The organism is Bacteroides sp. AM37-9 (assembly GCF_003603455.1).
GTDB classification, from domain to species: Bacteria; Bacteroidota; Bacteroidia; order Bacteroidales; family Bacteroidaceae; genus Bacteroides; species Bacteroides xylanisolvens.
Genome location: NZ_QTNF01000005.1, coordinates 51,917 through 64,739, shown reverse-complemented (window position 1 = coordinate 64,739; position 12,823 = coordinate 51,917). Strand labels below are relative to the sequence as shown.

The following is a 12,823-nucleotide window of genomic DNA, read 5'->3' as shown; positions in this document are numbered from 1 at the left end:
GCCGCGCAAAGATACAACAAAAAAGAATGAAATCTTTTGCTTCAAAACATCAGGTAATAAAAATTATTAGATGTTTATATTTGATTGGAATATGTAGGAGACGGCTCAACTGGCAAAAGTCTTGCGCCTGATCCACCAGTAACGGATGAAAAGCACCCCTGTCAGGATGAGGGCGATGGATAATCCGGTATAGAAAACAGAAATGAACGTTTCGGGCAGGAGGTGGAAGCTACGGATGGTGATTCCCAGGGAAATCATGAATATCATTGTAATCCAGCTTTTCACATCGAAAAAGGAGAACGGACAATTCCGGCGTTCTTTCTTTTGCTCGATTCGCTGGGTATGTTTATAGTAGAGCCTTCTGAAAACCAATACGAAGAATAATAAGAAAACCACGGTGGCTTCTCCTATTTTGAACATCCAATCTTGGGAAGTGTTTAACCAGGTCACAATTCCTATTCGCAGAATATTGGCACCGGCTATAATCCAGACGGCACCGGCTGTGATAAGTAAGATTTGTCTGTTAACTCCGTATTTCATTGGCGTTTTATTGTAATAAACGGTTTGACCGTTCGTTTTGTTGACTCATTTCTTGTAGAAAATCGTAATTAATAAAGAAATCCCGGTTAAAACAACTCCGGTACTGATAACTCCGTGCCAGCCATACAGTTGCCAAAAGCTGCCTGCCAGAAATGTTCCCATAGAGCCACCGATAAAGTAAGTAGTCATGAACACTGTATTAATACGGTTCGAAGCACGCGGATTCAGTTCGAAGATACTTGTCTGGTTACTTAGCTGAATACATTGCATTCCTATGTCAATGATGATGATACCGGCGATGATACCGACAAAGGTGTTTTCACCGACGAAGAACAACAACCAGGCAAAGAGAATCAAACCGCAGCCGATAAAGTTGAAGCGGCGTACGCCTACCCGTTTTACGTATTTTCCTACAAAAGAAGCAGTCAGTGCCCCGGCCACGCCGCAAAGTCCCAGCATACCGATTACGTCGCTGTTGGCGAAGAACGGAGCTTGTCCCATTTTAAAAGCCAGACAGGACCACATGGCAAGGAGGGAACCGAAATTCAGTGCTGCCCGAATCGAATAAATGCGTAGTTGCGGATATTCTTTCACTAAGGCTAACAGAGATTTCATCAGGTCGCTATATTTTCCCTGGAAGTTGGTTTGAATATCGGGAAGGACTTTTAATACAACAATCGCGCAGATAAACATCATGCCTGCAGCGATGTGATACATTTCCCGCCAGCCAATCAGTTCACCGATAAATCCGCTGACGACACGTGAAGCCAGAATACCGGTCAATAGTCCTGATAAGACAATTCCTACGTTTCTGCCTTTGTGTTCCGGACGGGAAAACTGGGCGGCTATGGGAATGAATATTTGTGGAATCATGGAACAGACTCCCGTGAGGAATGAAGCGATGAGTATCAGATGGAAACTGCGTGTCAGGGCAATCGTCAAGAGGGAGAAGATTAGGACGGTGAAATTGACAAGGATGATTTTCTTTCGTTGATATAAGTCGCCTAAGGGGGTGATGAACAACAGTCCTGCCGCATAGCCTATTTGTGTGACCATGGCAATCAGGTTAGTTCTGAACTCTGATATGCCAAGTTCATGGCGTATCATATTTAATAGAGGTTGGATATAATAGATGTTGGCTACCGAGACACCTGCCACAATAGCAAGTGTCCAGAGGATGGATGCCGGTAGTCCTCCGTTTTCTTTTAATGACTGTTTCATGCGGCAAAGATAATAAAATAAGATGTTTATTCGATGAAGAAAGTAGTGGAAACTGTGTTGCCTTCTCCGTCTACTGCCGTCAGGGAATGTTTGCCGGGAGCGGGTTGCAGGGAAGTTTTGTGGAAATCCTGCGTCTGTGTCTGATAAGTGTCGTCAAGATGCCAGAAGATAGTCGCATTGGGGTTGCTGTGTGCCAGTTCGACCGTGAGAAACCCTTTACTGCCGTCCAATTGTTTGGGCAACTTGATATGGGCGTTCATCGGAGGGTAGATGAACTGCATGGATTGGAAAGAATCTTCTCCACAGCCGGCTTTGAAAGGTGGCAGTGGTTTGTATTCCGGATGGTGCTGCTTATAGTACCATTCCCATACGGGTGGCAGGGCAAACCATGATTTCTGAATGGTAGGTTCGGTATTTGCACAGTTTTCATAGATGCGGTGGCTTTCGTCAGCAGATAGAGTGACGAGATGATGGTAAGGACAAGCCTCTGTCCGTAATCCGGCAGGAAGAATCAATACGGTATCAGTTTCTTCACAGAAACGTCCTTTCAGATGACCGGACTGGCGGCATATTTCTGCATCAACGAAAACGCCTGTGGGACGTTCGAACCACGGTGAAGAAGGGAGGTAACTGAATATATCGAATAATATAGGACCGGCTGTTTGTGCACCAACCAATCCGGGCTTTCCTTCTCCGGTTGCATTGCCTACCCATACGCCTACTGCATAGCGCGGAGTCACCCCCACTGCCCACGCATCACGGAATCCGTAGCTGGTTCCGGTTTTCCATGCGATAGTCTGCATGGATGGAATTGATTTCCAGTCAATCTCTTCGGGGCGGTTGACTTCTGTTAAGGCGGAGAGGGTGAGCCAGGCTGCTCCTGCTTTAGCCGAAGTGGTTTCTTCTGAATCCTCTTCTACGGAGAGAGGACTGAAGTTACTTTGTTCTCGTTTTTCCTGCTTGTTATGATTGCTTTTATGATTACGGCTTGTTTGCTTCGTATCATTGTTTATTTGCTCTGTATTTTCTGTTTCCAGTAGTATCTGTGCTTCCTTTCCTTGAGATACGTTCGGGGAGGGGCTGTTGCTGGAAAGGCTTCGTCCCATTTGCGCATAGGCATTCGTTACATCCCATAATGTTGCTTCTGCACCTCCTAAAATCAGTGACAAACCATAATGAGAGGCTGCCCTATTGATGGTCTTGAATCCCATCTGTTGCAACAAATGGTGAAACTTGGGTACTCCATATCTTTGTAACATGGTTACAGCCGGAATATTCAATGAACGTGCAAGGGCTTCGGAAGCGGGGACAGCTCCTTCAAACTGCATACTGAAGTTTTGAGGAGTAAATCCGTTGATATTAACCGGTACATCCGGTAACAGCATTTTCGGCAATAAACTTCCTTCCTGCAGCATGGCATTGTAGAGAAAGGGCTTTAAAATACTGCCTGTGCTTCTGGGAGCTTGGATCACATCTACCTGGTTTCCTCCTTGTTTACGGTCGAAATGTACATTTCCGCAGTATGCTACTACTTGATTGGTGGGAATGTCGATAACCAGAATTGCCAGGTTGCGGATATCACTTCGATTAAACTCGTTGCTCCACCGTTCTGCCAAACTCTCTATGTGGGTTTGTATCCCTCTGTCAATAGTTGAACGGGTATATAGCCCGTTTCTTTCCTGATAGAAACGACTGACTAGGTGGGGAGCTATTTGAGGAAGCGGATGCGGCTCGTCGGGTAACGGTTCGCTGACAGCTAATTCGTAGGTAGACGCATCGATAATCTCTTCTTCAAAAAGTTGCTTTAATAAACGGTTGCGTTTGGAAAGCAGTGTCTTTCGTCCTTTGGATAGATGAATCATGGCGGGGGCATTGGGCAGGACAGCCAGCACAGCCGATTCCGCCCATGATAAATCTTCGGCAGAATGACCGAAGTAACGCCAGGCAGCAGCATCCAATCCTACAACATTTCCTCCGAATGGTGCATGAGAGACATACATGGATAAGATTTCCTCTTTAGAAGCCCGAAATTCCAGACGGGTAGCCCATATCATTTCAACGACTTTCTCTCCGAGAGTTCTAGGTTTGTTCCGGGCGAGACGAATGGTTTGCATGGTAAGGGTACTTCCTCCGCTTATGACACGTTTGTTCTTTAAATTTTGATAGAGTGCCCTTCCGGTAGCTAACGGATTAACTCCCCAGTGGTGATAAAAGTGTTTGTCTTCAAAGGTAATGAGGCATTGCTTGATTTTTTCGGGTGTTGTCTTTCGGGGAGGAAACCGCCATTGACCGTCCGAGGCGATGCGTGCTCCCAATAATTCTTCATTTCGATCAGTCACAACGGTAGAGTAGGGTACATGAAACAGTTGCCGGGGAAGGCTAAAGATGTATCCTATTATCAAAAGAGTAATGCTTATAGTCATTACTTTCTTAGTGACAGATAATCGTTTGAAGAATTTTATAGGATTCATTTAAATATTAAAAGCTAAGAGACATATCTTTGTGACAAATAATTAAGTAAGAAATAATAAGGTACGAAATAATTAGGCACGGATTACACGGATTACGCGGTTTAAGTGAACGAGTAGAACCGTGAAATCCGTGTAATCCGTGCCAAATATTATCGACTGACAGTTGTTCTTCCTGCTTTGCTTCGTGCCTGTACGTTTACATCATACATCGCTTCACATTGAACGGCAGGGAGAATAAAGTTACCGGCATAGGTCGCTTGTAACCTGACAGTGAATACCTTTGTCTCACCGCGGCGCAGATTGAAATAGGTCAACACCCTGTCATCACGTATATCCTGATAGCTGTACTTGCTGACTGATTGACCGGAGCCGTCGGCTGCTGCGTTTTCCGTTTCGGGAGCAACCATTCTTTCATTGTATATTTCCCAACCGGACGGTATGATATGCGTCAGTGCCAGATTAGTGTAATCGGAAGTACCGCTGATATTGGATATTGAGGTGATAGCCATAAAGTCAGTTCCCTGTATGATGTCATTGACAGAGAGCGGTGTACCGTTCAGGTTAGCATATCTTATATCCATGCGGAGGTTATCGCTGATAGCCGGTAACGTATCGTTTAATAACTGCGTACGTGTGATAAGGTCTACGCTAAGCGCTCCCTTTCCTTGATTCTTCACAGAAACAGTGCCGGATTTTGGAGTGGTAGCGATCTCTTTTTCAAACACAGCTTTGGCTGATTTTACAGCAGGCTGCTGTTTATCGTTCCATGACCACACAAAATCCAGTGTGCCTGACAGCTTTTCTGCCAGACGTCCCATTGCCATCAGAGCAAAAGCGGTAGATTGTGTACTGAACCAATCCTCTTGTGACAGATTCTTAGAAACGACTTTCGCTTGTTGTAAAGCATCCCGTTCCCGGTTCATCAGGATGAGTGTTTCCAAAATCATTGCTTCGTCACGATCGGAAGAACCGTAAATCTGATTCATGGAAGAGTAGGGGTTCACCGTTGTTTCTACATTATACACAAGTTCTTCAGCCGGTTTCATCTTTCCGGTCAGTGCGTATGCGGCTGCCAGTCTCCATTTGGCCTGAATAGATAATCCGGTCTGTTCTTTCATTCGGTTCATAGCTCCATATTCCGGTACTCCTGCCAATGCAAGGGTATATAAACGGAAGGCTTGTTGCAATTCCGACTGCCATTGCTGCCAACCGCTTGCCTCCTGTGGCATACGCCAGTTTTGTGCGGCAGCACGTTGGAAACGCTTCCACTTGTTCAGTACGTTCGCATGAACGGCATATCCTTTTTCCTGTGCCAGCGTCAGGAACATTCCAGCATAAGAACTGATCCATTCGTCGGCAACAGCATTCCCCGGCCAATATACAAATCCGCCGTTGGGGAGCTGACGACCATAAATCTGCCGGATAGCTTCCTGTACATTCGTCTTTATCTTTTCGGCTTCCGTCTTATCTATCGTCTTGAATTGAGCGACAAACAGAAGAGGCAGAGCCTTGGAAGTCAACTGCTCCGTGCAATGGTGCTGATAATTGTATAAGAAGTCGAACCGACGGCTGATATCTACCGAAGGTATGCGGGATACTTCCAGCTTGATCTGATTATTTGTGGAAGAACTGCTTAGGTTGTATGACAATTCTTTGCTTTGTCCGGCTTCTATCCATTGACTGTTGCGCAGGGTTACTACCGGATTCGGATTGCGTACGTCTATTTCAATGGTTTCTTTGGTTTGTTGTCCGCCGCCATTTGCTGTCAGGTGGATCGTAGCCTTTCCGGTTTTGCTGCCTGTTTTTAAGGTAAAGAAGACAAGCTGGTCTCCCGGTTGGGTAAATTTGAGCGATTGTTGGTTAGCTCCTACAATCTGTACTCCTCCACCGGATGCCTGAAGTGATACGGTTACATTCTTCACTTGATTCTCCATCGCAAAGATATTGACCGGAACGGTAATTTCTTCCTGAATACTAAGCACACGGGGCAAAGTAGACAACATCATCAATGGAGTCCGTACGAAGGCAGTCTTTTCCGCATTACCATAAGCTCCGTCCTGTCCGGCAACCACCATGGCACGTACCGAACCTACGTACATCGGAAGTTTCAATGTATGCGTCTGGCTCTTTCCTTTTCCCAAATAGAAAGGACCTATAAACTTGACTACTGGTTTAAAACGGTTTGCTTTAGCATCGGCAGGTTTCAGTGTGGCGTCTCCACCTGTGCTGAAAAGCGAACTGTAGCTTCCGGAAGAAGCTCCCAATACATTATCATACATATCCCATGTCCGGATGCCAAGCGCTTCGCGTGAATAGAAATCATTCCATGGGTCCGGGGTCTTGAAGTTGGTAAGATCCAATAAACCGTCGTCTACAATCGCCAATGTATAAGTCATCGGTTTACCGCTCTTTTCGCTGACGGTCACGTTGAAGTTGGTTTCCGGGCGTAACACTTTCGGCATCTGTATCTGTGGTTGCAATACTGTCTGACTGTTAGTGACAAATACCGGAACAACGCCGTACATACGGATAGGCAGGTCATTGACTGTTTGTGCGTGAGGCTGTAACAGACTGATATGCAAATATACGTTCGGAGTCATCTCCGGCGTAATCTTGAATGTATATTTCGTATCTCCTCCGTTGGAGACTTCTATCCATTCCTGACGCAAAACTGTCGAACCGTTTTCAATGGATACCAGTGCACGTCCTCCCGCTGCCGCAGGAATAATGGCTGTGGCTGTTTCTCCAATTTCGTATGAATCTTTGTTCAGAGAGAAAGCAAGCATCTTGATGCCGCTGGGATCTGTTTTGCTCGAACGTCCGCGCCATTCCGGCCAGTCTATATAAACGGTTCCTCCGGTGGCATGTCCGCTCTCTTTGTCTTTTACGTAAACCAGGTAGCGTCCCCATGATGGATAATCGACGCGGAATTTGAAGGATGCTTTTCCGCCTCTTGTCTGTAAGTTGCCGCTGGCAACAGGTGTGATGGAACTGTTGTTGATGTAAGTGCCAAAAGATTCACCGCTGTTCTCCCACCACCAGCTCCAGCCGATGCGATATATTTTGTATTCCAGATTAGTACGGTTCACTAACTGTCCCTGCGTGTTTACAGTCACAATATCGAATACGTGATCTTTGTCCGTTTCAATATATTTGCCTTTCGGTTGGTTCAAGTTGATACCGACGTAAGATGTAAATGGCGAGAACGGGATTGTTTGGGTGTAGATGCTGGCATCTCCTCCCGGTTCGAATACACGGGTGGTGAAAGTTGCATTCAACATACCCGGTGCTTCGGTTGCAGTCGGAACTTTCAGTGTGACGCTGGCTTTTCCTTCTGCATCCAGTGTACCGTCAAATACATCTGTTTTGATAGTCGTGAAATCCGTAGCCGGATTATTGAAGATATATTGTCCGTACTTCTTAAACTGTGTATTCACTTTAGATAAAGACATTTCTATTTTAGCTTTCAATTTGGAGGCAGTGGCTCCTGTCAACCAGGTTGAAGTGAGTGGAGCGTAGACATCCTTGTCCGTAGCTTGAAGAATCTTCGGCAATGCCAGGTTTATTTTCAAGCGGTTGGGTTTTATGGTTTCGATACGCAGACCTTTGTGGAAGGTGGTTCCTCCTACTTTAATATATGCATTCCAGAGCCCGGTTGGATCTGTAGCCTGTGTCGGAACGTCGAATGTATAAAATCCGTTCATTCCTTGCGTTGAAATCATTTTGGTGTAGAACTGTCCTCTCGGATTGTATATTTCCAGTGCTACGGGATGCTTGTCGGGGATTCTCTTTTCGCGGTCCTCCAATATAAAGGAGATGTGCAATGTGTCTCCCGGTCGCCATACTCCTCTTTCGCCATATATGAATCCTTTCAATCCCTTTTGAATATCTTTTCCTCCTACATCGAATCTGCTGACGGACTGTTCTTCACCGTCTACGACACGCACATACGCCTTTTGCTTTTCCGATTCTGCCACGATAATGAAAGGTACGCCCTTCGGAGTGATTTCAACGAACCCGTCTCCATTGGTTTCTCCCTTTCCTATGGGCTGTAACTGGAAGTTATATGCTGTTACTTGTGCTTTCCCTATCGGTTTGGTGTCCAAAATATTGCTTACGGCAATCCATAGTTTGTTCAGTGAATTCCGTTTTACAATCATCCCCAGATTGGAAGCAAACACATTACATGCAGCAATTCGGTCTGAATTCATATAATAAGATGGATGGCATGGATTGTCGCGTTCCGTCCATCGGTACACGCTCCAGTCCATTGTTCCTCCGTTGTAATAATAGTAAGCTTCGGGCGTATTCCAGATGGCTTCATCTTCTTCAGACAAGACACTTCCGCTTACTTTGGTCAACCCATCGGATGTGTTACTGTCAGCGAATTTCATATCCTGATTCTCGTTTCCTCCACAAGGATAAGCGGAGTATTCCTGACGGAATGAAAGTATGACACGGTATATGGCACCCGGCTCCTGATGAATCAACCCGGCAAGATCTATTGAGTAATCCCCCCAATGATGAATGTCTTTGGAAGCATCTTTGGCAAGCCACAATGTTTTCTTGTAAACCAGTCTTCCCGAGCGGCGTAGTTCATTGGCCGAGGCGAGCGAATTGGTTTGCATAAACATCAATACATTATTCTCGAAGACGCGGATCACGCTCAAATCCACAGCATATAGATTGACTGCTCTGAAAGGAATAATCAGACTTTTCGAATCGGGCAGGATAGCGGCGGAGGTAGACATTTCTACCTGTGGTTTCAGACTTACTTCACTGAACGAGATCGTATGAGAAGTGCCCAGCGCTTTACCTTGACTGTCTTTGACTCCTTCATGGATATTCAACGTCAGTTTGTTCTGTGTGTTTGCTTCGAAATAGATGAAGACTCTGTTCTCGCTGATTTGGAAGATAGATGAGGAGACTTCCGGAATCTCAATCAGTCCTTTTAAATCCTGGGTAGTGGATAAAGGAGCGGAGAAAACAATCTCAATTCCGTTTTCCGGTTGTTCAATGCGTTCGGCAGACATAAAACGGAAGCAATCTTTAGCCGGTATCAGCACTTCTTCGCTTTGTTTGCGGTCAATGCCGGCTGGGTTACCATTGGCTGTAATGGTCAATGGGTAATCATCAGCTTCTCTGGGTATTTGTCTGATGCTAAACTGATACCGGGTAAGGTTGTCTGTCGCGGTGACTTCTACCGGATAACTCTTCTTGCCATCGCTGGCAGTCAGCATCTTTTCCACTTCCTCTTTTTTCACTACATCGCTGAAGCGTATTTCTCCTTTAATATTTATTTCATCCGGTTGGGTAGCTGTAATTGGTAACGACTCCAACTGCAAAGTGAAGTTACGTTCCTGCACACGGAATGAGAAGTTGAACTCTTTTAGTTTTTTGTCCACTTCGATGAAGTCTCCCAGTTGGAAAGTTCCTTCGTAGAGCGTTCCCGGTTTCAATGTTCCTTCTTCCGGCACAAACTCAATGGTGTTGTTGCTTACCCAATATGCTTTTCCTTTTAATGAAGGGGAAAAGCTGAACGGATTGTTTTTTAACTCACTGTTCAGATCCACCATGGGTTGGTCATGGGTCAACTCTATGCGTATGGTTGAATTCTGTGAAATAACTCCTCCCGTATACGCATTTACATACGGTGCATAATCGGCAGAAGGAATGATGTCTTTTTGAGTACGTGTGCATGAATATAGGCCCACAGTCATCATGATAAGTAGGAGTAGTCCGGTAGCACTAATGCTACGTGTAGTCTTTGTTAGTCCCATAGCGATGAGTTTTTTATAGTTCAACAAACAAATATACAGTTTTTATGCTAAATCCTTTGTTATTCTGATTATATTTGCAAGTTCTTAATCAATTTATTTATGGGGAAAAAGAAAGAATACAAAGATGCCAATCGACGATTTCTGAAAAAGCTGTCATTTCAGGAAGGTGTTTTCGCATTGCCGTGTGGAATTTATTACAAAGTTTTGGAAACTGGTGAAGGTACGATTTCTCCGGGTGCGCGGAGTATTGTTACCGTGCATTACAAAGGAAGTCTGATTGATGGCCGGGTATTTGATAATTCTTATGAACGTACTTGTCCCGATGCCTTACGTCTTAGTGATGTAATAGAAGGGTGGCAGGTAGCACTTCAGAAAATGCACGTTGGGGATAAATGGATCATCTATATACCTTATGCAATGGGATATGGTATTAAATCTTTTGATTCTATTCCTGCTTACTCGACATTGATATTCGAAGTGGAACTGCTTGGAGTTGCATAGAGGTGAGCTATATACGATCAGATGCATGGATATTTTTCTTTTAGCTTCTTCATAAAGGATTTGCTTTTGCAAAGGTAGCTAAAAGTAGAAATATCCGGTAATAAAAATATGCAGCTTTGGAGACATTTAATAATGCTGACCTATCTTATAGTTCCTTTATGTCCTTGGCAGAATTATCTTCTGCCAGTTCTTTAATCTCTTTATTCAAAAACACAGAAAGTACAGTTCTTACTACAACAACTCCGCCCAAGATTGCCAGCTCATCCAAAGTAGGATCAACTACAGTTTTCAGAATGTCGGATGCGATTAGAAATTCCAGTCCCAGCAAAAGGTAACTGCCGAAATCTGCTCTAAGCTGCCGGATATTATTAATGGTATAAGTTCCGTTGAACCGTTTTATCTCATTGCGCAGGAAGGCAACGAAACCAACGAGCACACCATAGGTCACAATCAGTAGACTGATAACACTGATGATAGTGGCGAGTGTATTTAAGAATGTGAGTAGCATTGTTGTATAATGTTTAGTATCTGTTATATAAACAAGCGAAGTTGTATATTAGTTCTTAAATAGATCTTTCGTTAGGATTGAGTTCTCAATCTAATTTGTGTATCAATAAAATACAAATCTCCATCTATTCCATAAAGTATCGCCTGTGTACTCAAAGTTGTTCAGCTTTACAACTATATCTTCATCTCCTGTATAGACTCATTTTCTCCATCTTTACTTAAGAATTCTATATTCAAATAAGAGGGGGGATCCATAAATCGTCTGAATTGGCAAATGAAATTAACTCTTCAATTTGCCTTCTCTTATAGCTCTCTGTTGGTCCAAACGTTCTTGTTGCTTCCTTTTTTCTTCTAATGAGGCTGGCTGCTTGCTCCATAATGCTATTGACTTGCGAGTACGCTCTATCCATTGCTTGTGAAATTCGTTGATGTATTCCATAATTTTATTGATTATGAACTTATGCAGATATGGTTATTAGGTTTATATCCAACAAAGTTCAGTTGATAAATTAGCATTGTTATATAATAATTCTTTGGTGTTTATGCCAATATCTTTTTATAAATATAGAATGGAAACGCTATTCCAAAAGTTTTTGTTTTTAAATAAAAATAGGAGAGTGCTGTATTGAGGACTCTCCTTATGTATAAAAGTAATAAATTACTTACCCAAAGCCTGAGCTCTGTCAACAGCACAAGCTACTGTACAACCTACCATCGGGGTGTTACCAATTCCCAGGAATCTCATCATTTCTACGTGAGCAGGAACAGATGAAGAACCAGCGAACTGAGCGTCTGAGTGCATACGCCCCATCGTATCTGTCATACCGTATGAAGTAGCGACACTGCATCCCTATAATTCAATCAAATTAATCGTAAATGATTGTTTTACAGGTTAATATTGAAATGTTTTAAAGAACGCTCCAGATTATAAATCTCTCTGCTTTGAATAAATGGTCGTGAATAAGTCACAAACCTTATATATTTAGTAATGCTGTTACTTCATTTTTTAGTTTTGGCAAATGATTAATAACCATACTCCAAAGTATATCTACGGATAGACTATCATAGCCATGTATGATATAATTCCTGGCATCTACTATTTTACGAGAATTGGTTATAGCTATATCTTTATCAACTTTTAGTATTCTATTCATAGCTTCACCAATAATTTCTATGTTTCTTTCAACGGCTCGTCTAAGGCATAGGTTACTATAGAAGTCATCATAAACTTTAGGAGCATTGCCGAAGAAACTTTCTACTTCTTCAATGGCAGTTAGAATATCTTGCAAGTGTTTCTTTATTAATTCATCCATAGATTAAAGTTTTAGTTGCATCCACATTCTTCTTCAAATATGGATTCTTAATAGTCTGTTCTTCCAGTAAGTCTACTTTTCTACCAAACAAATTTTCTAAAGCATATTTGAAATCAAAGAAATTATCAAAGTAATCGCTTACTTCTGCCTTATTAAAATCGACAATTAAATCAACATCGCTGTTGTCATTAAAACGACTCGTAAGAACAGAACCAAAGACAAATAATTTATGTACCTTATGTTTTTTGCATAGGTCAATTATCTTTTGGATATTATTTTCAATCAGCTTCATAGGTGTATCTCCTTTCAATGCAAAGATAATTAATAACTCTTACTTTAACAAGGTATCATTAGGGATAGTTGTATTAATACTCTACTTTTTTTGCATTGGACTAATAAATACTTTCTTTTTTAGTTTAAAGTAGTATCTATATTCATCTTAGTAAAGTGAAATCAGTATTAGGTAGGAATACAAAACTAAACTATATTA

At 42.9% G+C, this 12,823-nt stretch carries 8 protein-coding genes and 1 pseudogene; 1 reads left to right on the top strand and 8 read right to left on the bottom strand.

What is annotated here, in order from left to right; all coding sequences use genetic code 11:
• Nucleotides 1-105: 105 nt before the first annotated feature.
• The 4 genes from DW862_RS05225 to DW862_RS05210 all read right to left on the bottom strand — a co-directional run bounded on the left by DW862_RS05225 (nucleotide 106) and on the right by DW862_RS05210 (nucleotide 10,012).
• Nucleotides 106-540 carry a hypothetical protein gene (locus tag DW862_RS05225; protein WP_008018526.1) on the bottom strand — a complete coding sequence of 145 codons (435 nt, stop codon included), beginning with the start codon at nucleotides 538-540 and terminating at the stop codon, nucleotides 106-108.
• A gap of 45 nt (nucleotides 541-585) precedes the next feature.
• Nucleotides 586-1,761: an MFS transporter gene (locus DW862_RS05220; RefSeq protein WP_120067399.1), complete on the bottom strand. Its 1,176-nt coding sequence runs from the start codon at nucleotides 1,759-1,761 to the stop codon at nucleotides 586-588.
• 26 nt (nucleotides 1,762-1,787) lie between these two features.
• Nucleotides 1,788-4,232, bottom strand: coding sequence for a penicillin-binding protein 1C (pbpC, locus tag DW862_RS05215; RefSeq protein WP_165861882.1), 2,445 nt, complete (start codon nucleotides 4,230-4,232; stop codon nucleotides 1,788-1,790).
• A gap of 149 nt (nucleotides 4,233-4,381) precedes the next feature.
• Nucleotides 4,382-10,012 carry an alpha-2-macroglobulin gene (locus DW862_RS05210; RefSeq protein ID WP_120067397.1) on the bottom strand — a complete coding sequence of 1,877 codons (5,631 nt, stop codon included), beginning with the start codon at nucleotides 10,010-10,012 and terminating at the stop codon, nucleotides 4,382-4,384.
• Between the two features lie 99 nt (nucleotides 10,013-10,111).
• On the opposite strand from DW862_RS05210, the gene DW862_RS05205 reads away from it, so the two are divergent.
• Entirely contained in the window at nucleotides 10,112-10,513 is a 402-nt protein-coding gene (locus DW862_RS05205; protein ID WP_004315996.1) for an FKBP-type peptidyl-prolyl cis-trans isomerase, read from the top strand.
• Between the two features lie 145 nt (nucleotides 10,514-10,658).
• Here the strand turns inward: DW862_RS05205 and DW862_RS05200 are convergent, their stop codons facing one another.
• The 4 genes and pseudogenes from DW862_RS05200 to DW862_RS05185 form a co-directional block, all read right to left on the bottom strand.
• The gene (locus DW862_RS05200; protein WP_004315995.1) at nucleotides 10,659-11,021 is read right to left on the bottom strand and encodes a DUF1622 domain-containing protein; all 363 of its coding nucleotides are present in this window, start codon (nucleotides 11,019-11,021) and stop codon (nucleotides 10,659-10,661) included.
• 657 nt (nucleotides 11,022-11,678) lie between these two features.
• Nucleotides 11,679-11,852 (bottom strand): annotated as a pseudogene (locus DW862_RS05195) (GGGtGRT protein); the annotation flags it as partial.
• 142 nt (nucleotides 11,853-11,994) lie between these two features.
• A complete protein-coding gene (locus tag DW862_RS05190) occupies nucleotides 11,995-12,333 on the bottom strand; it encodes a DUF86 domain-containing protein (protein WP_004315993.1) in 339 nt (112 codons plus the stop codon).
• A complete protein-coding gene (locus DW862_RS05185; RefSeq protein WP_004315992.1) occupies nucleotides 12,326-12,625 on the bottom strand; it encodes a nucleotidyltransferase family protein in 300 nt (99 codons plus the stop codon). Before DW862_RS05185 ends, DW862_RS05190 begins: the two co-directional genes overlap by 8 nt.
• Nucleotides 12,626-12,823 lie beyond the last annotated feature (198 nt).